Here is a 26,283-nt window from a genome sequence, read left to right as displayed (position 1 = left end):
GACACAACAAAAGTTATTGTGTTATACTAATTACAAGAATTATAGTTTATAAGTATAACATATATATGAAAAGGGGTAATTGTAATGATGGCAAAGGTTGCAATTAATGGATTCGGACGAATCGGGAGAATGGTATTTAGACGCGCAATCCAAGAGGGGAACATCGATATCGTTGCAATCAATGCGAGCTATCCAGCAGAAACGTTAGCTCACTTAATTAAGTATGACACAAATCACGGTCGTTTCGATGGAGAAATAATTCCCGAAAATGATGCATTAATCGTGAATGGCAAAAGAATTCAATTAGTAAATAATCGTAACCCAGAGGAATTACCATGGGAAGAGCTTAATATAGATATCGTCATTGAAGCTACTGGTAAATTTAATTCTCGTGATAAAGCCGCGCTTCATTTAAACGCAGGGGCAAAAAAAGTAGTACTAACAGCTCCAGGCAAAAATGAGGATGTCACCATTGTAATGGGCGTAAATGAAGAAACGTTAGATATCGAGAATCATGAAGTGATTTCAAATGCATCTTGTACAACGAACTGTTTAGCTCCCGTTGTAAAAGTGTTAGATGAGCAGTTTGGAATTGTAAACGGTTTAATGACGACAGTTCATGCATATACGAACGATCAAAAAAATATTGACAATCCACATAAAGATTTACGTAGAGCTCGTGCATGTGCTCAATCTATTATTCCGACATCGACAGGGGCTGCGAAAGCGTTATCTTTAGTTTTACCGCACTTGAAAGGTAAACTACACGGGATGGCGCTAAGAGTACCAACGCCAAACGTATCTTTAGTGGACTTAGTAGTAGATGTTAAACAAAGTGTTACGGTTGATGACGTAAATGATGCGTTTAGAACGGCTTCTATCGGATCATTAGAAGGAATCGTTGATGTAACAATGGAACCACTTGTATCTATTGATTTCAATACAAACCCTAATTCAGCGATCATTGATGGGCTATCAACGATAGTGATGGAAGGTAATAAAGTAAAAGTTTTAGCTTGGTATGATAACGAATGGGGATATTCTTGCAGAGTAGTGGACTTAGTTAATTTTGTAGCAGAAAAAATGTTTCAATCCGAAAAAGTAGTAGCGGGATAAATATAAATAGACTTTTGAAGTGACTAGTGAGTATAATCATTAGTCACTTTTTTACGTAATCGTTATGAAAAAATTGTAATGTCATTTACTTATATAAAAAAACAGTTGTGACAAGCTACATATTAAAAGTATTAACCCCCCTTCATTTATTTAAAGAAAAAGTATTGAAAAAAGAAAATAAACAAAGTATACTATGATTCGTGAACTTCTTGAAGCGGTAATGTTTCTACTTAAAGGGTTAGGACCTCTCTGGACTAACTTTCCCCCGTGGTAGGAATAATTAAACGGAGTTTTTGAAAGAAATTCATGTAAAAAATAATAAAAGGGGGAACGTGAGATGGAAACTATTGGTCGTCACGTTATTTCAGAGTTATGGGGTTGCGATTTTAACAAGTTAAATGACATGGATTATGTAGAAAAAACGTTTGTGGATGCTGCACTTAAATCAGGAGCAGAAATTCGTGAAGTAGCATTTCATAAATTTGCACCACAAGGAATTAGTGGTGTTGTTATTATTTCTGAATCTCATTTAACGATTCATAGCTTCCCGGAGCATGGTTATGCAAGTATTGATGTGTATACATGCGGAGAATTAGACCCGAATATTGCGGCGAATTACATTGCCGAAGCGTTAGATGCTAAAACACGTGAAACAATTGAGCTTCCACGTGGTATGGGCCCAGTTGAAGTAAAGAAAGCAAAAGCACTTTAAAAGATGAAGAAAATGAATTAAAATGGAAAGAGGTGTATATGCACCTCTTTTTCTTATGGTCTTTTCTTTAATAATCTTTCTAATAATCACGTTATTCTTCGTGATAAGTAGAAAATTAAAGAATTTTTCAAATTAGGACAAGCTGTAAATAAATACATATACTCTAAAGTTAGGGGTTGTCATATTTTTATGTCAATTGGACAAAAGCTAAAATCATTTTTTTCTACTCAAACAGAAACGAGAGAGAATCATATAGATGAACAATTAAAAAGTCGATATTATAAAACGACTACTAAAAAAGCAATCGAAGCTATAAAAACTGTTATCCATCAAGAGGATGGGTTAACTGTAAAATCAGTTTCCGAAGAACATGGTGAGATAGCTGTTGAAGTTCGTAAAGGAAAAAAAGCTTTTATGATTATTACTGTCATTTCTGTAAGACCTTTCGAAACGGCAATCGATTTCTCTGTTACAACGGAAACAGTACTACCTTCTGATTTTGGCTATAGTAGAAAGTTAATTTTTATAATGTATGAAAAGCTTGGTAAGCAATTAACATATGTCGGTTCAGGATTAAATGCAGAAAAGTAAAAGAACGGAGTGAGAACTAAATGAAATGCCCAACATGTAATCACAATGGAACTAGAGTTTTAGACTCTCGTCCAGTCGAAGAAGGACGTTCCATTCGCCGTCGTAGAGAATGTGAAGCTTGCTCCTTTCGATTTACTACATTTGAAAAAGTAGAACAAATGCCTTTAATCGTTGTGAAGAAAGAAGGGGTACGTGAAGAATTTAGCCGTGAAAAGGCATTGCGTGGTTTAATACGTGCTTGTGAAAAAAGACCAGTTCCTTTAGAAAAGTTAGAAGATATTGTTATTAACGTTGAAAAAGATCTACGGAATATAGGTGTGTCGGAAGTAAATAGTAATACCATCGGTGAAATGGTCATGGACCATTTAGCAAAAATTGACGAAATTGCATACGTTCGTTTTGCTTCTGTTTATCGACAGTTTAAAGATATAAATGTATTTTTAGATGAACTGAAGGAGCTAATTGAACGCGAAAGAAAATAACGATAGAAAAAGAGCTTAATGATAGGCTCTTTTTCACGTATTTCAGATATTAAGTTGTAAGTTTGGATGATACGAAGGAGGGATCAAGTTGACGAGGTATTGGAATGAACTAATCCCAATTGATCGCTATGTTGTAAAAGTTAATGGGCTATTGCAAGAAGCTGATAGGAAAATTATTACGATGCTGTACCAACCTTTGATTGGGTTTCGAGGTTACAGTTTATTTATGACGCTTTGGAGTGAATTGGAACAAGATCGTCTTTGGGGAGAAGAGTCTACTCACCATAGTATCATGACGACTATGCAATGTAACTTAAAGGATATACATCAGGAGCGCTTAAAACTTGAAGCAATTGGACTGCTGAAAACGTACGTGAAAGAAGAGGAAAATGTAAGAACCTTTATTTATGAATTACAACCCCCTCTTACTCCCGAAACCTTTTTCTCTGATCCGATGTTAAATATATATTTGTATAACCGTCTTGGAAAAAGTAAGTATGTGAAGGTGAAGAATTTCTTTAGTGATGAAATAATACCTAATACGTTTCAAAATATTACACGCTCTTTTCATGAGGTGTTTGCATCTATCCAGGCTGAAAGTATGATGACACAAGTAACTGATGAGGTGTTAGAAGACTCAAAGCTTGATGAAGATCTGGAATGGATTACGAAAAAAGATGGGAAAGAAATTGAAGTAAAGCATGAAGGTTTTGACTTTTCTCTGTTCTATGCAGGTCTTTCAGAAGTTGTCATACCACGAAAATCCATTACACCGAAAGTGGAAGAAGCTATCTCAAAATTATCATTTTTATATCATATTGATCCTATTACGATGAAGGATATTGTCATGAATGCTATTGATGATGACGATACCGTTAATATAGAAGAGCTAAGAAAAGTAGCTAGAGATTGGTACCAATTAGAAAATAAAGATGGACTACCAACATTAGTCGAGCGTACGCAACCAGTTCATTTAAGAAAAATGGATGATAAAAAACCGAAATCAAAAGATGAGCAGTTAATTCAAATGTTGGAAAATGTCTCCCCAAAACAACTGTTGACTGATTTCTCAGGTGGGGATCCTTCTATATCGGACTTGTGGATTGTGGAAGATGTGATGTTTAAGCAACAACTTCCAGCAGGTGTTGTGAATGTACTTCTGTACTATGTTTTATTAAAAACAGATATGAAATTAAATCGAAATTACGTGGAGAAAATAGCTAGCCATTGGGCAAGAAAGCGAGTTACAACTGTTATCGAAGCGATGGAGCTAGCAAAAGCAGAAAACCGCCAATATCAAAATTGGGCAAAAACAAAACAAACCAAATCAAATACCACAAAGCAAACGAAAGAGACCCCTAATCGTAATCGTTTTATAAGTGAAAAAACGAAAGAAGAAGAGGAGAAAGAAACCGTTAGTGCTCAAGAAGAAAATAAGCGAAAACTCGCAGAACGTCTAGAAAAACTTAAATTAAATAAAGGTAAGTAAACGTTAGAGCACATCCCTCTAGCGTTTTTTTGTACACACAGTCAAAAGGAGGCTCGACTCCCTCCCCGCGGAAAGCAAGTGTCTGTAGCGACGAAGTGCAACGGGTTAACTTAAACACCTGATTTTAGAGACGCAACGTCCCTTCATGTTTTTATAAAGATTTATCATTTTTTAATACTTTCCCCCATATACATAGAAGCAGGTGTAATAAAGGGGGGACAAACTTGTTTGAGATTTCCTTTCATGATGAAACTGATGCAAGTATTGTTTATAAGCAACTTAAAAATTGTTTCGTAAAAAGTGACAGTTCACTTTCTTTACATAACGAAAAAATTTGTATGGAAATGCATGAGTTGAAAAAAATAAAGCCAAGTATGATTGAGACGTTAAGATGGTTTGTAAAGAAAAAAGAACAACAACGGGCATTGTCAGTGTTAGAACACTCCTTTTTCTATAAGGACATAGAAGAGCAAGAACAAATTTTATCCATATTACAAAGCATTCTAAACGGAGAAAGAGACGACATCCCTAATCTGCCATCGCTAGTAGAAAGAGACCAAACATTAATTAAATCGCTACATTTATTGTTAGAAAATCCAGTTTCATTTTCATTCGAATCTGTATTAACTTTCCGACTTAAACATTATTTTGACTCGTTGTATCAATTTATTGAAGCGGCTATTGATGAGTATAAAATGGAACAGGAATATCAAGCGTTTATTCAACAATTGAGAGAGGTGTTATTTTCAGCTGAATCAAAACTAGATGAAGTCCATTTAGTGTATGAAACACACTTTGAATTTTACGATAGCCAACAAAATTACTTATCGAAAGATCACTTAAAAAAATATATTAACAGAACTCATTTTAATAATTATGCCTTTTATATTGATTCAGTCGTTTTGGCTCCATTAGTGTCAATAGCTCCAAATAAACTTTATTTATACACAGATCATATGGATCATCAACTTGTCCAAACGATCCGAAACATATTTCAAGAGCGTGCTACAATAAAACCGTATCAACACTTTCCGCTAAAAAAAATGAAAGTTGAGTAATCCACTACTTGATTTTATTGTGTAGGGAGAATATAATTACCTACATATTCATTTTAATTTAAAAGCGAAAAGTAATGATAAGGACAATAGTAGTTAAATACGAATTTCAGAGAGGGAAGACAAGGCTGAAAGCTTCCTATTACGATTTAAGTACTTACCACCTTTAAACTTCAACAGCGAACCTTAATAGCAGTAGTTGTTGACGGCAGTTCCGTTACCCAAACTAAGCCATTATCTGTATATTTTGTTTGCAGAGCAATGGGAATTAGGGTGGAACCACGATGAGAATAATAACTCGTCCCTTTTTATAGGGGCGAGTTTTTTATTTTAATAAATAATAATAACAAGAGGTGATTAGGATGTCTGAATTAGTAAAAATTCAATTTCCAGACGGAGCGGTAAAGGAGTTTGAGCGTGGTACGACAACAGAAGATATTGCGGCATCCATTAGCCCAGGTCTAAAGAAAAAAGCCATCGCTGGAACTTTTAACGGCGAACAAATAGACTTGCGTACTCCAATAAACGAAGATGGTCAAATTAGTATTATTACACAAGATGGTGAAGATGCTTTATCTATTATGCGTCATAGCACTGCGCATCTTATGGCTCAAGCTATTAAACGTATTTATGGAAAAGGCGTTAAATTAGGTATTGGTCCTGTTATTGAGAACGGCTTCTATTATGACGTTGATATGGAGCATGCATTAACTCCAGAAGATTTACCTGCAATTGAAAAAGAAATGAAGAAAATAGTGAACGAAAACTTTGATATCGTTCGAGTGGAAGTTTCTCGCGAAGAAGCACTTCGTCGTTATGAAGAGATTGGCGATGAATTAAAATTGGAACTTATTCGTGAACTACCCGAAGGAGAAACAATTACAATTTACGAACAAGGTGAATTTTACGACCTTTGCCGTGGTGTACACGTTCCTTCTACTGGGAAAATTAAAGAATTCAAGTTACTAAGTATCGCTGGTGCTTACTGGCGAGGAGATAGTAAAAATAAAATGCTTCAACGTATTTATGGTACTGCGTTCTTCAAAAAAGCGGAATTAGACGAACATTTACGTTTATTAGAAGAAGCAAAAGAACGTGATCACCGTAAACTTGGGAAAGAATTAGACTTGTTCTTCAACTCGCAAAAGGTTGGGCAAGGACTCCCATTATGGTTACCGAAAGGGGCAACAATTCGTCGCGTTGTCGAACGTTACATTGTAGATAAAGAAATTAAATTAGGTTATGACCATGTGTATACTCCTGTAATGGGAAGTGTAGAATTATATAAAACTTCTGGTCACTGGGATCACTATCAAGACGGTATGTTCCCACCGATGGAAATGGACAATGAACAATTAGTACTTCGTCCGATGAACTGTCCTCATCATATGATGGTTTATAAAAACAGCATTCATAGTTATCGTCAGCTTCCAGTCCGTATTGCTGAGCTAGGAACAATGCATCGATATGAAATGTCTGGTGCATTATCAGGTTTACAACGTGTTCGTGGAATGACATTAAATGATGCACACATTTTCGTTCGTCCAGACCAAATTAAAGACGAATTTAAGAGAGTAGTTCATTTAATTCAGGAAGTTTATAAAGACTTTGGAATAAACGATTATTCCTTCCGTTTATCATATCGTGATCCTGAAGATACAGAGAAATATTACGATGATGATGCAATGTGGGAAAAAGCACAAAGCATGTTAAAAGATGCAATGGATGAAATGGAACTAGATTATTTCGAAGCGGATGGTGAAGCTGCGTTTTACGGACCAAAGTTAGACGTTCAAGTTCGTACAGCTTTAGGAAAAGACGAAACACTTTCTACTGTCCAATTAGACTTCTTGCTTCCTGAGAAATTTGATTTAACTTACGTTGGAGAAGATGGAAAGCAACACCGTCCAGTCGTAATCCACCGCGGAGTTGTTTCCACAATGGAGCGCTTTGTTGCCTTCTTAATAGAAGAATATAAAGGGGCATTCCCTACTTGGTTAGCTCCAGTTCAAGTACAAGTAATTCCTGTTTCTCCTGAAGCTCATTTTGACTATGCGAAAGAAGTGCAAGATCGCTTGAAAGCAGAAGGAATTCGCGTTGAGCTTGATGAACGTAACGAAAAAATTGGTTACAAAATTCGTGAAGCACAAATGCAAAAAATTCCTTACATGTTAGTGCTAGGTGACAATGAAATTCAAGAAAAAGCTGTAAATGTACGTAAGTACGGAGAGCAAAAATCAGAGACTATTCCGCTTGAGCAATTTTTACAGCAATTAGTAGCTGAAATAAAAAAATAAAAAAATAGTTGTCAAAGATAAATGTATCTGATACAATTTAAAACGTTGCTTGTTTTGAATATACATTCCTTGACAACCATCATAAGAAATGTTATATTTCTTAGGTGAATAGAATACTTGTTTATTGAACAAGAAGAAGCACCCGCTTCTCACCTGATTGACGCAAAATTGCAGTTGCCAGGTTTTACGAGAATTTTTCAACTTTAATTCGTAAAGTGTGGGTGTGTTATGCATCCACACTTTTTTTGTTCACAGGATTGTTCAAAAACGGTGTTCGTATAAAACCTTGGAGGTGGCTAATTATTAGCAAAGATATGATGGTGAACGAAGGTATTCGTTCTCGTGAGGTTCGTTTAATCGGTCAAAACGGAGACCAGCTTGGAATTAAAACAAAACAAGAAGCACTTGAGATTGCTGCAAAAGCAAACTTAGACTTAGTGCTAGTTGCTCCAAACGCAAAGCCTCCTGTATGCAGAATTATGGACTACGGAAAGTTCCGATTCGAGCAACAGAAGAAAGAAAAAGAGCAACGCAAAAACCAAAAAGTTATTAACGTAAAAGAAGTTCGATTAAGTCCTTCAATTGATGAACACGACTTTAACACGAAACTTCGAAATGCGATAAAGTTCCTTGAAAAAGGAGACAAAGTAAAAGCATCGATTCGATTCAAAGGTCGTGCCATTACACATAAAGAAATTGGTCAACGTGTATTAGACCGTTTCTCAGCAGCTTGCTCTGAAGTTGCAACAGTGGAATCGTCGCCTAAAATGGACGGTCGTAGCATGTTCTTAGTATTAGCACCTAAAAATGAAAAGTAAGAAATAGAGGAGGACTCACCTATGCCTAAAATGAAAACTCATCGCGGATCTGCGAAACGATTCAAAAAGACTGGATCTGGTAGTCTTAAGCGTTCTCACGCTTACACAAGTCACTTATTTGCTAACAAGTCTCAAAAGCAAAAACGTAAATTACGTAAAGCTGCTGTTGTAAGTAAAGGTGATTTCAAACGCATTCGTCATATGTTAGACAACATTAAATAATATCGGTTTTTTATATATAGGAGGGAAACACAATGCCAAGAGTTAAAGGCGGTACAGTAACACGCAGACGTCGTAAAAAAGTCATTAAATTAGCTAAAGGTTATTTCGGTTCAAAACATACTTTATATAAAGTAGCTAACCAACAAGTAATGAAATCATTAATGTATGCTTATCGTGATCGTCGTCAAAAGAAACGCGATTTCCGTAAGTTATGGATTGCTCGTATTAACGCAGCAGCTCGTATGAACGGTCTTTCTTACAGCCGTTTAATGCACGGATTAAAAGTAGCTGGTATCGAAGTTAACCGTAAAATGTTAGCTGACCTAGCTGTTCATGACGAAAAAGCTTTCGCTGAATTAGCAACAGCTGCAAAAAACAGCTTAAACAAGTAATAACGATAAAAGAAAGGGGACTATACTTATAAGTAGTCCCCTTTCGGTTTTATTATGGGAAGTTTGGTGAAGAGAAAGATATGATAGAGTTGTTACTGATTTATCTCGTACTTAATAGTGTCGCTTTTCTATTAATGAAAGTAGATAAAAAGAGAGCGATTAATAATAAATGGCGAATATCAGAATCTACTTTATGGGCCATTTCTATTGTTGGTGGTGCGCTAGGCTCATGGGCAGGGATGAAGAAATTTCGTCATAAAACGAAACATAATACATTTAAATTTGGTATGCCACTATTGACTCTAGTCCAAATAGGGACAATTATCTATTTCACATTGGTATAAGCACTTAAATTATCGAATAAGCATAGAATAATGCAATGCGGAGCGAGGTGAAGACCAAATGGATGAACGATTATCTGTTTTATATGTAATGGTTGAAACACATTGGTTACTAGCATCTATAGCTTTTATATCTTTTCACATTTTAAGACAAATATTATTTATCCCAGTTGTGATCATTTGTGTTGCAGGTGGAGCATTGTTTGGTGGTCTATTAGGTAGCGTCTATTCCATTATTGGTCTTACATTATCAAGTCTACTTTTCTATCTCCTTTATAATCAAATGCCTAAAATATTTGGGAAAATATTAAAAATGAAAGAGAAATGGTTTGGTCATCGGGCAGAATTGTCTGTCGGGCAAGTTACTGTTCTTCGATTAATTCCATTTATTCATTTTCATTTATTGTCGTTATGTTTAATTGAAACAACGAAAAATTTTCGTGAATATGTGAGGGCTTCTATCATAGCAAACATTCCGATTGCAATTATTTATACCGTATTTGGTCAGTTTATACGTGATTTTTCCCCGTCTATGATTTTGTTATTATTACTTTTATTATCTGGTTTGTTTTTTCTGGTAAAGGATAAATATGTGATTATAAAATGGGAGAAGTTCTTTCAAAAAGATAAAGCTCGGAGCAGTTAATCAATGATTAGCTGTTTTTTTATGTAGAGAAACTATTATAACCAATGAAAATAGGCTTAAGTATGTCCGTTTCACTTCGCATCCGTGAGTCTCGTACATTCCACTACGTTACAGTCTCTTTTTTTATATTCAGAAGGAAACCATTTTGAGGAAAATCAACCTTTTTCTCTTAATTAGCTTCCTCTTATGATCACTTATTTAACAGGTAGCAGAATTTACATAACAGAGTTTCGATATTATTTAACAGGTAGCAGAATTAACTTAACAGAGTTTCGATTTTATTTAACAGGTAGCAGAATTTACATAACAGAGTTTCGATTTTATTTAACAGGTAGCAGAATTAACTTAACAGAGTTTCGATTTTATTTAACAGGTAGCAGAATTAACTTAACAAACCTCCGATTTTACTTAACAGTCTTCCATTTTTACTTAACAGCCGCAGAATTTTTTAACAACGCTTTGTTTAACAAACCTCCGATCACATTAACAGCAGCCATAAGCAGTTTTGTGAAACTTATAAATAATATAAAAGGAATATATCTTAGTAGTGATACAATGAATACGGAAGGTCCTTAAGAATTACAGACAAATATGGGGAAGGTAATGAACGATGAAGTTGTATAAAGATGATATGAATGAGTTTTACGCTTTGGAGATTTTAAGTTGGCAGTACGAGCCTCCTTACGATTTTTACAATGGAGAAGTGAGCCGAGAAGGTATGATGGAATTGTTAGTGAAGGACTACTATACAATCTTAGATGAAAATAAACAGTTAGTAGGGTTCTTTTGTATCGGAGAAGGAGCACAAGTTCCGACGACAGATTACAATTATAATAATTTATTTGTAGATATTGGCTTTGGTTTGAAGCCGGACTTAACTGATCAAGGAAATGGTGATGATTTTCTTTCCTTTATTATGGAGCAAGCCAAGAGGATGGGGGATTGTAAAAATCTTCGGTTAACAGTTGCCTCCTTCAACGAACGTGCCATTCACCTTTATAAAAAACATAAATTTACTGAAACGACACGATTTCTTTTTCATGGTACAGAATTCATCGTAATGATACAAGAATAAAAAAAAAGAGCTTTGTTTAGCTCTTTTCTGCTTTTAAAAATTCTTTAATCGGGCTTTTCCAATCGATAATTGCATTAGGATATGCTCTTCTAACTTCTTTTTCTATAAACTCAAAGTCACGCTTTTCTAAACCTTGTAGTTTTGACGTATTTTTAGGGAAGATAAAAATGGATATGACTTCAAATGCTTTATCGGTAGTCCCTAAATATTTTTCTCCTTCAAAGAGTACACCTTTGTACGTTAAGAGAAAGTTTTTACGTATATTTTCTTTTTTATCTAACATATAAAAGTTTTTTTGTTCGTGCGCTAATTCTAATTTTCTCTTCGGATTAAAAACATATTTGATGATTGCGTAAATAAGAAAAACAAAAAGCGCTAACAGTAATATACGTATAAGGTAAACAATCATGGTCCTTTAACTCCTTATTTTTAATAGAATATAGATGGATTACCCTATTTTACGATTTTAATCACGCAAAAGTTTCATTTTTGATATAATTTTTTTAAATAAATTTTATAAAGGACGGTACATATGAAACTAGACCAATTATTTCTTATGCAAAAAGAGTTAGATTCAAAAATTGAAGAGCAACACGGATTAAAAAAAGAAGAGCTTTTTGATCGGAAAGTGTTAGCCTTACAAGTGGAAGTTGGGGAACTTGCTAACGAAACACGTTGTTTCAAGTTTTGGAGTTTAAAACCTTCTTCTCCTAAAGAGGTTATTTTAGAAGAATATGTTGATGGACTACATTTCATTTTATCACTAGGCTTAACGTTAAACTATAGCATGGATATTGAAACGGAAGCATCCGTAAAAATGGAGTCTGTTACAGAACAATTTTTAGTAGTCTATCAGTTAATTTCACAATTCCGTGAATCGAGAGACGAAGATACGTACCAAGTACTATTCTCTTCCTATATTCATTTAGGGGAGTTATTACATTTCGAATGGAAAGAAATTGAACAGGCATACTATAAAAAGAATGAAGTAAACCATGAACGACAGCAAACAGGATATTAAACACAATTTGTTGGTTTTCTCTCGCTTTTCTTCTGACAGAAGTTTCTGTATAATAGGCGTTGAGAATATTAAGGGGGACGAAATATATGACAAAGCAGTTAGATGAAACGTTAACGATGCTTAAAGATTTAACGGATGCTAAAGGTATTCCGGGCAATGAAAAAGAGCCTCGTGACGTAATGAGAAAATACATAGAAGCTTACGCTGATGAAGTAACAACGGACGGACTAGGAAGCTTAATCGCGAAAAAGGTTGGGGTAGCGGACGGTCCTAAAATTATGGTTGCTGGCCATTTAGATGAAGTTGGTTTTATGGTAACGAGCATTGATGATCGCGGATTTATTCGTTTTCAAACAGTCGGTGGCTGGTGGTCACAAGTAATGCTGGCACAGCGTGTAACAATCGTAACGAAGAAAGGTGACATAACAGGTGTAATAGGATCTAAACCGCCTCACATTCTACCACCAGAAGCTCGTAAAAAACCAGTAGAGATTAAAGATATGTTTATTGATATTGGTGCTTCAAGCCGTGAAGAAGCGGCTGAATGGGGTGTTACACCTGGAGACCAAGTTGTTCCTTACTTTGAATTCACAGTAATGAATAACGAGAAAATGTTATTAGCAAAAGCTTGGGATAATCGTATCGGATGTGCGATTGCGATTGACGTATTAAAGCAGCTTAAAGACACAGATCATCCAAACGTAGTTTACGGGGTAGGAACTGTTCAAGAAGAGGTTGGTCTACGTGGAGCGAAAACATCTGCAAACATGATTGAACCAGATATTGGCTTTGGTGTGGATGTTGGTATTGCTGGGGATACTCCTGGAGTAACGGAAAAAGAAGCACTAAGTAAAATGGGTAAAGGACCTCAAATAATTCTTTATGATGCATCAATGGTTTCTCATAAAGGGTTACGTGATTTTGTAACAGGTGTAGCAGATGAAATGGAGATTCCGTATCAATTTGACTCTGTAGCTGGTGGAGGAACTGACTCTGGAGCAATCCATTTAACAGCACAAGGTGTACCTGCATTATCTATTACGATTGCAACTCGTTACATCCACTCTCATGCAGCAATGTTGCATCGTGATGACTATGAGAATGCAGTGAAATTAATTGCAGAAGTGATCAAACGTTTAGATGCTGATACTGTAAAAGAAATTACGTTTAATTAATGAAAAAGGGCTTCCAGAAATGGGAGCTCTTTCTAATGTAAAGTTGTAGTATATACCGCTATTGATTACTACCTAGTTCCAATGATTGCAATGATTTTATGGTGTGGATTGTAGCGAAGGACACTTGACTCCTTGGGAGGAGAGGGAAGGCTGGGAACACGAAAGGGCAAAAGTAGAATTCCCTTAACAGTAATTAGGTATATTCACAATAGAGGAAAAGCATAAAGCAAGATTCCAAAGAGGAGGGAAAAACGTTCCATTTGAACCAAATTAAAAAAGAGCGGTTTAATTATTCCGCTCTAGTTTTTCCATCCATTATTTTAAACTGTTTTCTAATGTTGTAAGCATTTCTTGCTTGTCTTGTTCAGAAGAGTGTTGCCATATCATTTCAAATAAAACTCCTAGACCAGGTAACATCTTTTCTTCCCCGTTTTGAATAGCATCAACGATAGTTGCTTCCAATTCTTCTTGAGAGTTACCTTGTACGTTTTGTTTAATCGCATGTCGTAAATTTAAGTTCATAACATTTCACCCCTAAAATTAATATGTACATTTGTATGTTTTACTAAAATAGAAAAACTATGTATAGAGAATACCTTTTTTTTCCCCTGTTTTGTACATCTGATAGAAATTTGAGTATAATGAACAACAAGGTGAAATAAAGGAGAATTAGAACGTGAAACGAATTGATTCAGTCAAAAACCCTAAAGTGAAACAATGGAAAAAATTACATAAAAAGAAAGAACGTGAAATAGCGAAAACATTCTTAATAGAGGGATTTCATTTAGTAGAAGAGGCTCTAAAAGTAGATGGATTAGTAGAAGAGATCATTATATCAGAAAACGAAAACATCCCAGCAAACTGGAAAATAGATAATGCTACCTGGTATATAGTATCAGATGATGTTCTAAAAGCTATTAGTGAAACAGAAACACCACAAGGAGTATCTGCTGTCTGTCAATTCCAATCGAATAACGAGAGTATGTTAACTAAAAGTAGCAAAGTGTTAATGTTAGATAATGTACAGGACCCTGGTAATGTCGGTACGATGATTCGTACCGCGGAAGCCGCAGGTATAGACACCATCGTACTTGGGGATGGAACTGCTGATCTTTATAATGGAAAAGTTGTCCGTGCAACGCAAGGAGCAATTTTTCATGTGCCAATTATTCGAGAAAATCTTCAAACATGGATAGAAAAATGTAAAGAGATAGGTATACCCGTTTATGGTACAGCATTAGAAAATGGAATGCCATACACAGACGTAAAACCTACAACTTCTTTTGCGTTACTTGTTGGGAATGAAGGCCAAGGAGTGGCAAAAGAGTATTTGTCTAAAACAGACAAAAATTTATATATTCCTATTTACGGAAAAAGTGAATCACTAAATGTGGGGATTGCGGCTGGTATTTTGATGTACTACTTAAGAACTTAATTATGTATCAAAAAAATGGATAGGTAAAAGGCCTTAGAAAAAAGAATAGGCAATGCGAATAAAAAAAGCTGGAAGAGATTGTTGTCTCCTACAGCTTTTTTTATTCTTTCAACTTTACCGCGATAAGGTAGTGTTGGTCTGCAAATAGTTAAAAACAGTAAAAAAATAGTAAAAAAAGATAGACAGTAAAATTACATTACAGTAAAATGATATTTAGTGAAAATTTGTAATATTCGTAATAAATTTGTAACAAAGAACATGGATTGGAAATCATTATTCATAGTCAAAACATAAAAGAATAGGAGGAATAAAATGAGAGAAAATAAATTGTTAATAACAACGCTAGGAATCATTGTGTCCATCATCATAATATTCATCTCCGCGTCGTTAATAATAGGCAATGAATATTACGAAGCAGCCAAGGCCAACTACTATGAAAAAAATTTGAAAAACATGAGCTCTCTTGAACAATTCACAACTTTACTAAGCCTTATTGTTTATGGAGCAAAGGGAACACTAGTAATTATCTTGTTCATTTCTATTATCCAATACGTAATAGCAGTACCGTTAGGAATATATGCAACGAATAAAAACGGAATTTTTAAATTGTTAATAAATATGCTTAATGGTTTCTTTTCCAGAATACCACCAATTATAACTGCGATCATTTTCATCAATTTGCCATTTTTAATCTTTTCCAATGGAAGATACTTTTGGGCCATCTTAATCTTAGCTTTTATTGGAGTAGGACGAGTTAGCAAACGTATATATAACGAGAGTATGGAAGCTTCCAGTAGTGAAAGAGTCATTCTAGGAAAAAGGAGCGGGTATAGAGGTTTCTATTTATTATTATATTTTGTCTTTCCTATGATTCTACCTTCTATATTGTATAACTTCTTTAAGGATTTAGGAAAAACAACTGCACTCATTGCGCAACTAGCGATTTTTAACATACTTGTCTCAAAAACAATTGATAATAAAGGGCAGGGATTTGGTCAACTAATGAATACGGAATATAATTGGACAACTATATTAGGAAATACAACTAGAGTAGTAGTTCATGCCCCACTTGCACCATTAATACCAATACTTGCATTTATTATTACTATTACAATATTTAACATGTTAGCCGATGGGGTGCGGAGCTATTATAAAAATAAAGTGAACGCTCCCACTACAACAAGTCATTCAATGGCTGAGCCAATTTAAATTATTGGAGGTGAAAAAGTGAATTCTAAATTACTATTCTCACTTGGTAAGATAGCAATCATTAATTTTCTTGTAGTAATAGCATTATTTTTATTAACGATGTTTCCGCGTGGAACGAATCAAACAGACAAACAACAGTTTTCTGTAAAATATTATTTTAGTTTAACAAGTTACTTTGATAACATTAAGAACTATTTTATTTCTAGGTACGAAAGAAAAGACCTAGGAGTGACTTGGATCGAACGGACACCCGTTTTGGAAGAGATGAAACCATTTGTACTCAACAGCATGGATCTTTTTCTTACAACTCTCTTTACCTCCATTTTAGTTAGTGTTGTTGTTAGTCTCATACTACATAAACTACTTCTTAAATATAAACGACTAGACTTAAAGAAATTTCCTTCCTGGTTTGAACTTCACGACATCTTTATTATTGTTATTTTATATAGTTTTATTTCATATTTCAGTAGTAACTACTCATTTGGACAGATTGCCTTTTTAAGTATCGTATACCCTTCTATGGTCATGACAAAATTTATATTAGTATCGTTATCAACTAAAACTAATTTATCATTTGTACAAATGATAAAAACGGGTTTTATAACTGTTCTTCTCCGTTTTAGGTCATTTACATTAATACTTCTAACAAGTGTTTTTTTAGTAGAATGGCTAACAAAATATAAAGGATTTACCTCCTTGTTTATTAGTAAAGTTGATTTTAGTAATGTTTCATTTGCTCGATCTTTCAGAACGTACGATTACGAACTCATCATCGTTATGATGCTTGCATTAATTTTAGTTGTTATTGTTGCGGAGTGGGTCAGCTTTATAACAAAGAAGATCACTAGAATGGGTAAGGGAAGTTGGATAAAAAGCTTAAGATTACTTTTTGTTTCACACGGTTTGCTTGTGTTTGCAATTATAGCACTAGTGTTATTCCCGAAAAATGGATACCAAGACTATACGAATGTGGCCTATACATTTTCCCCAACCGATTATAAAAATAATATTACTAGCTTATTATCAAGTATAGTAAATGACAGATCATTAGGGGAAACGAAAAGTGGTGCATCGATCGAAAGCGAAGTCTTTAAACTTTTCCCTAGAAGTTTAAAGATAATTATTGCCGCCTTCTTTATTACAATAATAGTTGGATTAATGAAAGGTATAGTCGATTACCTAATTCAAAAAAAATGGTACGGTATGATAGGAAAAGGAGCGACATGGGCGACTGTTTCAACACCAGATTTCTTCATCATGTTCTTTATCCAATGGTTTTTAATATTTAATGTTCCAACCTTTAAAGTACTTGGTCATGAACATTGGTATAGCTTTCTCTTTTTAGGGGCTTTAATTTCCATCCATCCTATTGCATATGTCGCCAATATTGTTCGAAATGCACTTGATGATGAAGCGGGAGAAATGTATGTACAAGTAGCATTATCAAAAGGCTTATCAAGGAACTATATTTTGAAAAAGCATATGCTTAAAAATGTCATTCCTACACTATGTAGCTATTTATCTGCTGTTTTATTATATATTATGTCTAATCTTTTAATTGTAGAGTGGTTTTTTGATTATAGTGGGGCAGCACAAAGAATGTTAATGGCTATTAATATTAGTACAAATTTAATATCGGTAAAGGGAAGTTTTGAAACAGAAGATGCTCCATTGTTATTTGGTATACTTGTTTGTTTTTTACTCCCGTTAATTGCAGCACAAATTGTTGGCACAATGATAAAATATAAATTTCATCCAGTAGGGAGGGATTGAATATGAAAAGAAACTACCTGCTGATTGTTGGATTAACTATGCTATTGTTCTTAATATTCATCATGATTATTACTCCAAGTGTTGTAAATGAAGAAAGATTAGTAGAAGAAAGAATTCAGTTCGAAGAAGGAAAGATATTAAAGGCACCATTTCCTCCTAATACGCTTAATTATAAGTTGGGATCTGATTCAGATGGAAGGGATTTACTAAGTCTAATATTAGTTGGAACGAAGGAGACTTTACTTATTATATTTTCCATAACACTCTTACGCTATCTCATTGCTGTTCCTTTAGGGTTATATGCCTCCAAAAAGGATGGGTTGTCAAACTGGCTTGTAGGAGGATGGAATGCCCTGTTTTCTAGTATTCCGACATTACTAGCAGGAATATTCTTAATTAATATGCCATTTATTATTTTTGCCGAAAATAGATATACGTTGGTAATACTAATTATAGCTCTCTTAGAAGTTGGTCGTGTAAGCTATATTATCCAGGAGCAAGGTTATAATACTTTACAAAAAGAATTTACGCTTGCTTCAAAGGTTCAAGGTGCAAAGGATTCTCAACTAATATTGCAACATGTTTTTCCTTATTTGATTCCTACTATTGTTATTCATTTTTTCATGGATTTAGGAAGAGTTACGATACTAGTAGCCCAACTTGGGATCTTTTCTATCTTTGTTACTCAACAGTTTGTGCAAACAGGTCCATTGTTAAGTTCTATGGGACCCCCATTTGGTTTTCTGGAAAACACAGGGTATAATTGGGCAACGATGCTGAATGGAATTAAGAAAGAAATGCATAGTGCCCCTTGGCTTGTGTTAGTACCAGTAATAGCCATCATGTATATAACATTTATGTTTAATTTAATTGGTGAGGGAGCAAAAAAGTATTTCCTTCGTCGTGACGGTCATATGTAGCCATTACAATTCCCGTATTATTTCGAGACTTAGTTGCAAGAAACGAAAACATTTCATATAATAAGAAATGATTACAATATAATAATTTAAAACGATGATAGAGGCAAGTAATTTACATGCGCCATCTAGGGAGAAAATGCCAATGACTGAAAGCATTTTTATGGAAAGTAGTAAATGAAAATTTCATCTCTTGAGTTGGCACTTGGACCAGTAATAACTGTAAAGGTGTACCGGTGAAAAGCCGTTATAGGAATGAAGTGAACTAAAACGTTTTTTTGTTTAGTTAATTAGGGTGGTAACGCGATTTAAACTCGTCCCTTCTATAGGGGCGGGTTTTTTATTTTGCTTAAAAACACCTATTACATAAAAATAAAAGGAGGCATTTGAAATGGAACAACGTTTAAAAGAGCTACAACAACAAGCTCTTCAAGAAGTTAGTGATGCAAAAAATTTAAAAGAATTGAATGATGTTCGTGTTGCATATTTAGGGAAAAAAGGACCAATCACGGAAATTTTACGTGGTATGGGGAAACTTTCTGCTGAGGAAAGACCGAAAATGGGGGCACTCGCAAATGAAGTACGTGAGGCTATTGCAACTCAATTGGAAGCAAAAGTAGAGATGTTAGAAAAAGCGGCGGTTGCTGAAAAGCTAGCTTCCGAATCTATAGATGTTACGTTGCCAGGTAGACCTGTACGTACAGGTAATAAACATCCGTTAACAAAAGTAGTAGAGGAAATTGAAGATCTATTTTTAGGAATGGGTTATCAAATTGCCGAAGGGCCAGAAGTAGAAAAAGATTATTATAACTTTGAAGCACTAAACTTACCGAAAGATCACCCAGCTCGCGATATGCAAGACTCTTTCTATATTACGGAAGATACATTACTTCGCACACATACTTCCCCAGTACAAGCTCGTACAATGGAGAAAAACGAAGGAAAAGGACCGATTAAAATAATTTGTCCTGGTAAAGTGTATCGTCGAGACGATGATGATGCGACACACTCTCATCAATTTACACAAATTGAAGGGTTAGTAGTAGATGAAAACATTCGAATGAGTGATTTAAAAGGAACGTTAGAAGTATTTGCGAAAAAGATGTTTGGTGAAGATCGTGAAATTCGCTTACGCCCAAGCTTTTTCCCATTCACTGAACCGTCAGTAGAAGTAGATGTTTCTTGTGCAAAATGTGGTGGAAAAGGATGTAACGTTTGTAAACAAACAGGCTGGATTGAAATTTTAGGTGCTGGAATGGTTCATCCTAACGTGTTAGAAATGGCAGGTTATGATTCTAAAAAATATCAAGGGTTTGCATTCGGAATGGGCCCTGAGCGTATTGCAATGCTGAAGTACGGAATTGATGATATTCGTCATTTTTATACGAACGACCAACGTTTTAACACTCAATGGAATAGAGCGTAATAGAAGGGAGAGAGTCTAATGTTAGTTTCATATAATTGGCTGAATGAATATGTTGACTTAAATGGAGTCAGTGCAGATGAATTAGCAGAACGTATTACACGTAGCGGGATTGAAGTTGAAGGTGTAGATGTTTTAAACGAAGGAATTAAAGGTGTTGTAATTGGCCACGTTTTAGAACGTGAGCAACATCCGAATGCAGATAAACTTAATAAATGTTTAGTAGATGTAGGAGAGGAAGCACCTGTTCAAATTATTTGTGGTGCTCCAAATGTAGACAAAGGACAAAAGGTTGCGGTTGCGAAAGTAGGAGCAGTATTACCTGGCAATTTTAAAATTAAACGTGCAAAACTACGCGGCGAAGAATCGAACGGTATGATTTGCTCGTTACAAGAATTAGGAATAGAGTCTAAACTAGTAGCAAAAGAATTTTCTGAAGGAATTTTCGTATTCCCACATGATGTGGAAGTTGGCACAGACGCGCTCGCATACTTAAGCCGTAACGATTATGTTCTAGAGCTAGGTTTAACACCAAACCGTTCAGACTGTTTAAGTATGTTAGGTGTTGCTTATGAAGTGGGTGCAATTTTAGGAAATGAAGTAAAATGGCCAAAAAGTTCTTATGACGTAAGTGAAGAACAAGCGTCCAATTACATTTCTGTTAAAGTCGAGGCAGAAGAAGATAACCCACTATACGTTGCGAAAATCGTTCAAAACGTAAAAATAGGTCCTTCGCCATTATGGATGCAAACACGCTTAATGGCTGCTGGAATTCGCCCGCATAATAATGTAGTAGATATTACAAATTACATTTTATTAGAATACGGTCAACCGTTACACGCTTTTGATTATGACAGACTAGGTAGTAAAGAAATTTTAGTTCGTCGTGCAACAGAAAAAGAGAAAATTGTCACGTTAGACGATGCAGAAAGAACATTATCTTCTGAACATCTTGTTATTACAAATGGAACAGAACCAATAGCACTAGCAGGTGTAATGGGTGGGTTGAACTCTGAAGTTCAGTCTGATACAACAACTGTACTAATTGAGTCTGCATACTTTAAAGGGACTACTGTTAGACGAGCTTCAAAAGATCACGGACTAAGAAGTGAAGCAAGTGCACGCTTTGAAAAAGGTATTGATCCGAATCGTACACATGAGGCAGCGGAAAGAGCAGCAGCATTAATGGCTGAATTCGCTGGTGGTGAAGTATTAGCAGGAAGTGTAGAAGTAAACACAATTGCTTATGAGCCAAAAGTAGTTACAACTACTCTATCTAAAATCAATAGTGTTTTAGGCACGTCTGTAACGGCAAGTGAAGTAAAGGCTATTTTTGAAAACTTGAAATTTGAAGTAGTGGAAGATAACGAAACGTTTACGGTAACAGTTCCTACTAGACGTGGTGATATTACGATTGAAGAAGACCTTGTAGAAGAAGTTGCCCGCCTATATGGTTATGATAACATTCCAACAACACTTCCTATTAGTGCTGCAACACCGGGTGTGTTATCAACATATCAAGCGAAACGCCGTAAAGTACGTAGTTTCTTAGAAGGAGCAGGATTGCTACAAACCATTACGTATTCCCTTACAAGTAAAGAGCGTGCGAAGCAGTTCGCAATAGAAGATGGAAAAGAAATTGTGCTAGCAATGCCAATGAGTGAAGAAAGAAGTACGCTTCGTTTAAGTTTAGTTCCACATTTGCTTGAAGTCGTTCAGCACAATATTGCTCGCCAAACTCACGCTAACTCTATTTACGAAATAGGTTCTGTTTTCGTTGGAAAAGAAGGAGAAGAGTTACCAGAAGAAAAAGAACGTCTTTCTGGTGTGTTAACTGGTCTTTGGCATTCACACCAATGGCAAGGTGAGAAAAAAGCGGTAGATTTCTACGTTGCTAAAGGTATTTTAGACGGCATGTTTGAAATGTTAGGTTTAACGGAGCGAGTAACATACCGTCGTGTCGAGCTAGACCAATTACATCCTGGACGTACGGCAGAAATATTATTGAATGATGATGTCGTTGGTTATGTAGGTCAGTTGCACCCAGAAACGTTAAAAGAGTTAGACCTTCCAGAAACATATGTTTTTGAACTAGCACTTCAAACAATTTTAAATATAGAAACGGAAGAAATAAAATATGAGCCAATTCCGCGATTCCCATCAATTAGCCGCGATATTGCGCTTGTAATTGATCGTTCTACACCTGCTGGTGACTTAGAAAAAGTAATTCGGACTGCAGGAGGTAGCTTATTAAAAGAAGTTCGTATTTTTGATTTATACGAAGGAGACAAAATTGCGGAAGATAAAAAATCAGTCGCTTACTCCTTACGTTACTATCACCCAGAGCATACGTTAACGGATGAAGAAGTAACGAAAGTTCATGAAAAAGTGTTAGCAGCATTAGAAGAGCAGTTTGGAGCAACGTTAAGAAGTTAATTAAAAAAGACCTATCCAAATGGTACAACACCCAACAAGTTAGAGTGGAAGCTAACTTCTTAGGGCTATTGGATAGGTCTTTTACATTTCTATTAACATTTATGGCTGAATCTTAATTAATCTCTACCCCAAAGCACGTCAAGCTTTTCTCCTTCAAAAAGATTCGTATCAATATTACAAGTTTCTGCATCTAGCCCATATTGCCAACCGATGATAAGTGCATCTTCCGGTCCAATAGGTTCATAGTCTGGTGCTTCTGCTTCTGTTGTTATCCCAACGTTTGGTGCTGCTGTCCATAAATACGTATTTTCACGAATATCTCCATTTTCATCTGCAGCAGCATTAAATTGTACATAAAGCTCTCTTTCAGGGTCGAAAATACCGTAAATACCAGGGATGTATTCAGAATCTGAGATAACGTCGTACCAGCCTGTAATAAAGTCAGCATCTACATTAAAAAATGGTTCAATATTGGCAAAAATGGCTACCCCTTCAGGAGCGTCTAATTCTTGAGCTAGTTCGATAGCTAGTTCTGCTTGCTGTGCTCCATTGTCATAGCCTGTTGCATCATTAAATTGGTTGTGAATTAATAAAATTTCTGCTCCTTCACTATGAATTAACTCCACTTGTTCAGAAGTTAAGCCGAAAGAAACACCATCCACGTTACCAAGATATCTTCCCCAAACTAAAGGTTCACCAAAGTTCTCACGTACACAAGCGTAAAACTCTTCTGTCGTTTCACTCGCAGAGTCTACTCCCCAAACGATTTCGGGCCTTTCTTCATCATCCTTGTTACTGTCTTCACCGTTTCCGTTGCCATTACCGTTCCCGTCTCCATTATCACCATTTCCGTTACCGTTATCGCCACCATCATTATCGTTTCCACTATCTCTACTTACAACATTATTGTTTACGTTATTTGAAACGTTCACATCCACTTGGACAGAGATATTATTAGAAACGTTATTATCTAATGAAGCTTCTCCATCAACATTCACATCATTTTGAATGTCGTTTCCAACGTTGCCGTTTACATTTCCTTCAATGTTATTTTCAACGTTGTTATCAATCGTTGCATTTGATCCACCGTTAATATTGTTATCGATATTATTTGAAATAGTTTGATCAGATGAATCGTTGGTCGAACCATTGCCGTTATTGTTTACTACTTCTTCAACGGGAATTAATTTCCCAACCGTTTTCTCGAGTTTGTTATAAGAAATAATGGCAAACGTCGATATAAACAAAAAGAAAACAACAGCAATTATAGTTAGTTGTTGTCCATTCCTCATCTTCTCACATCCTTTCCTTTTGCATAGTACGTATGCAAGCAGAAAAGTGTGTGTACCAAAAGGCCTGTTTTAAGTCTGGTAAATGTTGCATATGAGGGATGGACTAACTATGTGTTTTTCCCAACAAATTTTGTGGAAGGAAAATTGGTGAATAAGTAATGATAAAGGTATTTTGTCCTTGGAGACATACATGGAAATGAAATATCGTATCATGCCGAATGGAGTTGAATGAATCACCTTAGAATTGCTTCAATATTTTACCTTTCAAGATTTAGAACCGTCAGTGAAACCGACTAACTTTTGACAACTGGCCTATTTCCAAGGTAGACCTCCATACGAGCAGCTAAATTTACACCATGGTATATGAAAATGAGGAAAGTCTTATCCCGTTCTAGAAGTTTACCTTCCAATGTTTAGTACTGTGAGTGGAACCGAGCGGAAGGTATGTGACTCCTGCGGGAAGAAGAGGAATCGGATCGGATGACCCCACAGGGCGCAGCCCGAGGAGGCTTCCGTTTCTCCCCGCGGAAAGCACATGCCTGAAGCGCAGTGAAACGGACTAACTTAATGCTACCATGTTATTTTCAAGGTAGACTTAAGTTATAAACAAAAAAGTTAGAGAGATATTCTCTAACTTTTAATCGTTACTCATCAATCGAAAAAAACGTATCCTTCATTGCATTGGAGCTATATTTTACTAAAAAGTTATCTCCCTCTCTTACATGCTGGACCGCATATCCGGTCAGCTCCGCACCTTCATACAAATTCCCTTCAAAAGCATTAGGCACTACAACGGAATAATTCGGATCAAACTCATAAGCTTTACCATCATCCGAAACAAATTGAATGTTCCAGCCGTCCGTAACAAAAAGTGCATAATCTTGAGTATCCGCCTCTTCCACAGTTAAATGTACTTCAACAAGCGCATATTCATAGCCTTCTGCTGGAGGCTCATTAAACTGATTTTCTGCCTCAATAATTTCCCAAGCTTCTTGCCCACGAGTTACGTCTAATAATGTAACGGATACTTTTGCATCATGTGGATTTGAATCATCGTCATAAATAACTTCATCAATAGTGACCGTTTGCCCCATAGGTACTGGGTTCGAACGCTTCCCTAAGTTATCCTCTTGGTTCTGCTGCCCTTCTTCTGTGTCCTCCGTTAAATCAGTTCCAGCACCATTTTCTGTTTCTTCCGTTGGTGGTGCTGGGGTATTCGTATCTCCGCCACCACATGCAGTTAAAGAAAAAGTAAAGATTCCAAGTACCATTACGATAAAAAGTCTTCTATATATCATGAAAGCAACCTCCTTTTTTAAAAAATCTATTCCATCATAGATTGTGAAAAGAGAGGCTGCTTCATACAGTTATTTTCTTGCCAGTCTTTTAGCTTTTTCACTATTAGCGAAGTGGACTTTAGCGAGCTGCCATAACATGCCTTCACCATGTTTTTTAATTACTTTTGCAGCAGCTTGATCTACGATTGCCCCTGCTCCTTTTGGAATCGTTAACTGAGCCACTTCACTTAATTTATCCATCTCTTTTAAAAATGCATAACGCGCAATGATCGAGGCAGCAGCTACAGATAAATGCAGGCCTTCTGCTTTCGTTTGAAAATACACATTTTCTTTTACAATGGTCTTTTGACCTGTTAAATGTCTATAATACACATTCTCTTCTGCAAACTGGTCAATTAAAATGGCGTCTGGTTTTTCAGGACTTATTTTATTTAACACATTTTCTAATGCTTTATTATGTAATAGTGCTTTCATTTTACCTTGAGTCATCCCTGTTTGTTGCATTTTATTATATTTTTCATTATGTAATACGAGTAAGCTATATGGAACGAAAGGTATTATTTCACGTGCGATCCCTATGATTTTTTCATCAGTTAGTGCTTTCGAATCTTTTACTCCGGCGTGCTTTAAAATGTCCATATCTTCTTGACGAACATACGCCGCACAAACCGTGATGGGACCGAAAAAGTCACCTGTACCAACCTCATCAGATCCGATAACTGATAGGTTAGCGAAATTACTAGGTAATGAAGTCTTTTTCATAATGGAGGTAGTGCTTTTTGCGTTTGGTGAAACGTTATTTACGCTACCCCATTTTCCAACTTCATTACTAGCATCTCTCCCTTGAAACAGCACTTTCCCAGATTTATAGCCAGTTATGGAACATCCGCTAGTTTTTGCTGCAAACACTCCACCTGGAGGGATTTTTCCGGTAGAGCTTGGTTCGTAATATGATTGCATTTTTTTCATCGTATTCTTATCTACAATTAACACTTGGTTGGACAAATTCGTCACTCCTACAACAAAAATTTACAATGTTTTTAAATTACTTTCCACATAAAGTTAGTT

At 35.7% G+C, this 26,283-nt stretch carries 27 protein-coding genes and 3 other annotated features; of the genes, 22 read left to right on the top strand and 5 right to left on the bottom strand.

Annotated elements, in window-relative coordinates; translation table 11 throughout:
- Positions 1 to 84 precede the first annotated feature (84 nt).
- From O1A01_RS19495 to O1A01_RS19430, 14 genes are all read left to right on the top strand, one after another.
- Entirely contained in the window at positions 85 to 1,116 is a 1,032-nt protein-coding gene (locus O1A01_RS19495; RefSeq protein ID WP_270064791.1) for a glyceraldehyde-3-phosphate dehydrogenase, read from the top strand.
- 337 nt (positions 1,117 to 1,453) lie between these two features.
- Complete coding sequence (gene speD / locus O1A01_RS19490) at positions 1,454 to 1,828, top strand: adenosylmethionine decarboxylase (protein ID WP_270064790.1); 375 nt, start codon at positions 1,454 to 1,456, stop codon at positions 1,826 to 1,828.
- A 189-nt stretch (positions 1,829 to 2,017) separates the two neighbouring features.
- Positions 2,018 to 2,419: a cytosolic protein gene (locus tag O1A01_RS19485; RefSeq protein ID WP_270064789.1), complete on the top strand. Its 402-nt coding sequence runs from the start codon at positions 2,018 to 2,020 to the stop codon at positions 2,417 to 2,419.
- Between the two features lie 20 nt (positions 2,420 to 2,439).
- A complete protein-coding gene (gene nrdR / locus O1A01_RS19480; RefSeq protein ID WP_066415361.1) occupies positions 2,440 to 2,901 on the top strand; it encodes a transcriptional regulator NrdR in 462 nt (153 codons plus the stop codon).
- 88 nt (positions 2,902 to 2,989) lie between these two features.
- Positions 2,990 to 4,390: a replication initiation and membrane attachment family protein gene (locus O1A01_RS19475; RefSeq protein ID WP_270064788.1), complete on the top strand. Its 1,401-nt coding sequence runs from the start codon at positions 2,990 to 2,992 to the stop codon at positions 4,388 to 4,390.
- Positions 4,391 to 4,614: 224 nt separating this feature from the next.
- Entirely contained in the window at positions 4,615 to 5,448 is an 834-nt protein-coding gene (gene ytxC / locus O1A01_RS19470; protein ID WP_066415367.1) for a sporulation protein YtxC, read from the top strand.
- A 65-nt stretch (positions 5,449 to 5,513) separates the two neighbouring features.
- Positions 5,514 to 5,754 (top strand) — a binding site (T-box leader).
- A 53-nt stretch (positions 5,755 to 5,807) separates the two neighbouring features.
- Positions 5,808 to 7,742 (top strand): threonine--tRNA ligase, encoded by a 1,935-nt coding sequence (gene thrS, locus O1A01_RS19465; RefSeq protein ID WP_066415369.1) that lies wholly within the window; start codon positions 5,808 to 5,810, stop codon positions 7,740 to 7,742.
- A 124-nt stretch (positions 7,743 to 7,866) separates the two neighbouring features.
- Positions 7,867 to 7,994: a sequence feature (ribosomal protein L20 leader region), on the top strand.
- 47 nt (positions 7,995 to 8,041) lie between these two features.
- Positions 8,042 to 8,560 (top strand): translation initiation factor IF-3, encoded by a 519-nt coding sequence (gene infC, locus O1A01_RS19460; RefSeq protein WP_169714903.1) that lies wholly within the window; start codon positions 8,042 to 8,044, stop codon positions 8,558 to 8,560.
- Between the two features lie 21 nt (positions 8,561 to 8,581).
- Positions 8,582 to 8,782, top strand: coding sequence for a 50S ribosomal protein L35 (gene rpmI, locus O1A01_RS19455; RefSeq protein WP_066415379.1), 201 nt, complete (start codon positions 8,582 to 8,584; stop codon positions 8,780 to 8,782).
- Between the two features lie 32 nt (positions 8,783 to 8,814).
- Complete coding sequence (gene rplT / locus O1A01_RS19450) at positions 8,815 to 9,174, top strand: 50S ribosomal protein L20 (RefSeq protein WP_066415382.1); 360 nt, start codon at positions 8,815 to 8,817, stop codon at positions 9,172 to 9,174.
- A gap of 80 nt (positions 9,175 to 9,254) precedes the next feature.
- A complete protein-coding gene (locus O1A01_RS19445; protein ID WP_066415384.1) occupies positions 9,255 to 9,518 on the top strand; it encodes a DUF1294 domain-containing protein in 264 nt (87 codons plus the stop codon).
- Between the two features lie 58 nt (positions 9,519 to 9,576).
- On the top strand, positions 9,577 to 10,161 hold the full coding sequence (locus tag O1A01_RS19440) for a VTT domain-containing protein (RefSeq protein ID WP_066415385.1): 585 nt from the start codon (positions 9,577 to 9,579) through the stop codon (positions 10,159 to 10,161).
- Between the two features lie 186 nt (positions 10,162 to 10,347).
- Positions 10,348 to 10,737: a hypothetical protein gene (locus O1A01_RS19435; protein ID WP_066415386.1), complete on the top strand. Its 390-nt coding sequence runs from the start codon at positions 10,348 to 10,350 to the stop codon at positions 10,735 to 10,737.
- A 34-nt stretch (positions 10,738 to 10,771) separates the two neighbouring features.
- Complete coding sequence (locus tag O1A01_RS19430; protein WP_066415388.1) at positions 10,772 to 11,236, top strand: GNAT family N-acetyltransferase; 465 nt, start codon at positions 10,772 to 10,774, stop codon at positions 11,234 to 11,236.
- 16 nt (positions 11,237 to 11,252) lie between these two features.
- On the opposite strand, the gene O1A01_RS19425 is transcribed toward O1A01_RS19430, so the two are convergent.
- Positions 11,253 to 11,645, bottom strand: coding sequence for a sigma-w pathway protein ysdB (locus tag O1A01_RS19425; RefSeq protein ID WP_066415390.1), 393 nt, complete (start codon positions 11,643 to 11,645; stop codon positions 11,253 to 11,255).
- Positions 11,646 to 11,768: 123 nt separating this feature from the next.
- Between O1A01_RS19425 and O1A01_RS19420 the strand changes: the two genes are divergently transcribed.
- Together O1A01_RS19420 and O1A01_RS19415 are read left to right on the top strand one after the other, a co-directional pair.
- Entirely contained in the window at positions 11,769 to 12,257 is a 489-nt protein-coding gene (locus O1A01_RS19420) for a dUTP diphosphatase (protein WP_066415392.1), read from the top strand.
- Between the two features lie 86 nt (positions 12,258 to 12,343).
- Positions 12,344 to 13,432 (top strand): M42 family metallopeptidase, encoded by a 1,089-nt coding sequence (locus O1A01_RS19415; protein ID WP_066415393.1) that lies wholly within the window; start codon positions 12,344 to 12,346, stop codon positions 13,430 to 13,432.
- A 315-nt stretch (positions 13,433 to 13,747) separates the two neighbouring features.
- On the opposite strand, the gene sspI is transcribed toward O1A01_RS19415, so the two are convergent.
- Positions 13,748 to 13,954, bottom strand: a complete 207-nt coding sequence (sspI, locus tag O1A01_RS19410) for a small acid-soluble spore protein SspI (RefSeq protein ID WP_066415398.1) — start codon at positions 13,952 to 13,954, stop codon at positions 13,748 to 13,750.
- A 154-nt stretch (positions 13,955 to 14,108) separates the two neighbouring features.
- Between sspI and O1A01_RS19405 the strand changes: the two genes are divergently transcribed.
- The 6 genes from O1A01_RS19405 to pheT all read left to right on the top strand — a co-directional run bounded on the left by O1A01_RS19405 (position 14,109) and on the right by pheT (position 22,625).
- Positions 14,109 to 14,867, top strand: coding sequence for a TrmH family RNA methyltransferase (locus O1A01_RS19405; protein WP_066415403.1), 759 nt, complete (start codon positions 14,109 to 14,111; stop codon positions 14,865 to 14,867).
- Positions 14,868 to 15,179: 312 nt separating this feature from the next.
- Positions 15,180 to 16,076: a hypothetical protein gene (locus O1A01_RS19400; RefSeq protein WP_270064787.1), complete on the top strand. Its 897-nt coding sequence runs from the start codon at positions 15,180 to 15,182 to the stop codon at positions 16,074 to 16,076.
- Between the two features lie 18 nt (positions 16,077 to 16,094).
- On the top strand, positions 16,095 to 17,849 hold the full coding sequence (locus tag O1A01_RS19395) for an ABC transporter permease subunit (RefSeq protein ID WP_270064786.1): 1,755 nt from the start codon (positions 16,095 to 16,097) through the stop codon (positions 17,847 to 17,849).
- 2 nt (positions 17,850 to 17,851) lie between these two features.
- A complete protein-coding gene (locus O1A01_RS19390; protein WP_270064785.1) occupies positions 17,852 to 18,769 on the top strand; it encodes an ABC transporter permease in 918 nt (305 codons plus the stop codon).
- Positions 18,770 to 18,854: 85 nt separating this feature from the next.
- Positions 18,855 to 19,091 (top strand) — a binding site (T-box leader).
- 66 nt (positions 19,092 to 19,157) lie between these two features.
- The gene (pheS, locus tag O1A01_RS19385) at positions 19,158 to 20,192 is read left to right on the top strand and encodes a phenylalanine--tRNA ligase subunit alpha (protein ID WP_270064784.1); all 1,035 of its coding nucleotides are present in this window, start codon (positions 19,158 to 19,160) and stop codon (positions 20,190 to 20,192) included.
- A gap of 18 nt (positions 20,193 to 20,210) precedes the next feature.
- Positions 20,211 to 22,625 (top strand): phenylalanine--tRNA ligase subunit beta, encoded by a 2,415-nt coding sequence (gene pheT / locus O1A01_RS19380; RefSeq protein WP_270064783.1) that lies wholly within the window; start codon positions 20,211 to 20,213, stop codon positions 22,623 to 22,625.
- A 116-nt stretch (positions 22,626 to 22,741) separates the two neighbouring features.
- Here the strand turns inward: pheT and O1A01_RS19375 are convergent, their stop codons facing one another.
- The 3 genes from O1A01_RS19375 to rnhC form a co-directional block, all read right to left on the bottom strand.
- Positions 22,742 to 23,917 (bottom strand): glycoside hydrolase domain-containing protein, encoded by a 1,176-nt coding sequence (locus O1A01_RS19375; protein WP_270064782.1) that lies wholly within the window; start codon positions 23,915 to 23,917, stop codon positions 22,742 to 22,744.
- A gap of 644 nt (positions 23,918 to 24,561) precedes the next feature.
- Complete coding sequence (locus tag O1A01_RS19370) at positions 24,562 to 25,215, bottom strand: hypothetical protein (RefSeq protein ID WP_066415410.1); 654 nt, start codon at positions 25,213 to 25,215, stop codon at positions 24,562 to 24,564.
- A 69-nt stretch (positions 25,216 to 25,284) separates the two neighbouring features.
- Entirely contained in the window at positions 25,285 to 26,220 is a 936-nt protein-coding gene (gene rnhC / locus O1A01_RS19365; RefSeq protein ID WP_270064781.1) for a ribonuclease HIII, read from the bottom strand.
- Positions 26,221 to 26,283 lie beyond the last annotated feature (63 nt).

The organism is Sutcliffiella sp. NC1 (assembly GCF_027594365.1).
GTDB classification, from domain to species: domain Bacteria; phylum Bacillota; class Bacilli; order Bacillales; family Bacillaceae_I; genus Sutcliffiella; species Sutcliffiella cohnii.
The sequence above is the reverse complement of the archived record's forward strand: the minus strand, read 5'-3'. Positions and strand labels throughout refer to the sequence as shown.

Excerpts from the sequence above, each read along its gene's own strand:
- O1A01_RS19430 (WP_066415388.1), top strand. The coding sequence starts at position 10,772 with ATGAAGTTGTATAAAGATGATATGAATGAGTTTTACGCTTTGGAGATT.
- O1A01_RS19375 (WP_270064782.1), bottom strand. The coding sequence starts at position 23,917 with ATGAGGAATGGACAACAACTAACTATAATTGCTGTTGTTTTCTTTTTG.
- O1A01_RS19400 (WP_270064787.1), top strand. The coding sequence starts at position 15,180 with ATGAGAGAAAATAAATTGTTAATAACAACGCTAGGAATCATTGTGTCC.
- O1A01_RS19415 (WP_066415393.1), top strand. The coding sequence starts at position 12,344 with ATGACAAAGCAGTTAGATGAAACGTTAACGATGCTTAAAGATTTAACG.
- rpmI (WP_066415379.1), top strand. The coding sequence starts at position 8,582 with ATGCCTAAAATGAAAACTCATCGCGGATCTGCGAAACGATTCAAAAAG.
- O1A01_RS19420 (WP_066415392.1), top strand. The coding sequence starts at position 11,769 with ATGAAACTAGACCAATTATTTCTTATGCAAAAAGAGTTAGATTCAAAA.
- rplT (WP_066415382.1), top strand. The coding sequence starts at position 8,815 with ATGCCAAGAGTTAAAGGCGGTACAGTAACACGCAGACGTCGTAAAAAA.
- O1A01_RS19485 (WP_270064789.1), top strand. The coding sequence starts at position 2,018 with ATGTCAATTGGACAAAAGCTAAAATCATTTTTTTCTACTCAAACAGAA.
- speD (WP_270064790.1), top strand. The coding sequence starts at position 1,454 with ATGGAAACTATTGGTCGTCACGTTATTTCAGAGTTATGGGGTTGCGAT.
- O1A01_RS19425 (WP_066415390.1), bottom strand. The coding sequence starts at position 11,645 with ATGATTGTTTACCTTATACGTATATTACTGTTAGCGCTTTTTGTTTTT.
- pheS (WP_270064784.1), top strand. The coding sequence starts at position 19,158 with ATGGAACAACGTTTAAAAGAGCTACAACAACAAGCTCTTCAAGAAGTT.
- nrdR (WP_066415361.1), top strand. The coding sequence starts at position 2,440 with ATGAAATGCCCAACATGTAATCACAATGGAACTAGAGTTTTAGACTCT.
- O1A01_RS19495 (WP_270064791.1), top strand. The coding sequence starts at position 85 with ATGATGGCAAAGGTTGCAATTAATGGATTCGGACGAATCGGGAGAATG.
- sspI (WP_066415398.1), bottom strand. The coding sequence starts at position 13,954 with ATGAACTTAAATTTACGACATGCGATTAAACAAAACGTACAAGGTAAC.
- O1A01_RS19445 (WP_066415384.1), top strand. The coding sequence starts at position 9,255 with ATGATAGAGTTGTTACTGATTTATCTCGTACTTAATAGTGTCGCTTTT.
- O1A01_RS19435 (WP_066415386.1), top strand. The coding sequence starts at position 10,348 with ATGATCACTTATTTAACAGGTAGCAGAATTTACATAACAGAGTTTCGA.
- pheT (WP_270064783.1), top strand. The coding sequence starts at position 20,211 with ATGTTAGTTTCATATAATTGGCTGAATGAATATGTTGACTTAAATGGA.
- O1A01_RS19390 (WP_270064785.1), top strand. The coding sequence starts at position 17,852 with ATGAAAAGAAACTACCTGCTGATTGTTGGATTAACTATGCTATTGTTC.
- thrS (WP_066415369.1), top strand. The coding sequence starts at position 5,808 with ATGTCTGAATTAGTAAAAATTCAATTTCCAGACGGAGCGGTAAAGGAG.
- O1A01_RS19440 (WP_066415385.1), top strand. The coding sequence starts at position 9,577 with ATGGATGAACGATTATCTGTTTTATATGTAATGGTTGAAACACATTGG.
- O1A01_RS19370 (WP_066415410.1), bottom strand. The coding sequence starts at position 25,215 with ATGATATATAGAAGACTTTTTATCGTAATGGTACTTGGAATCTTTACT.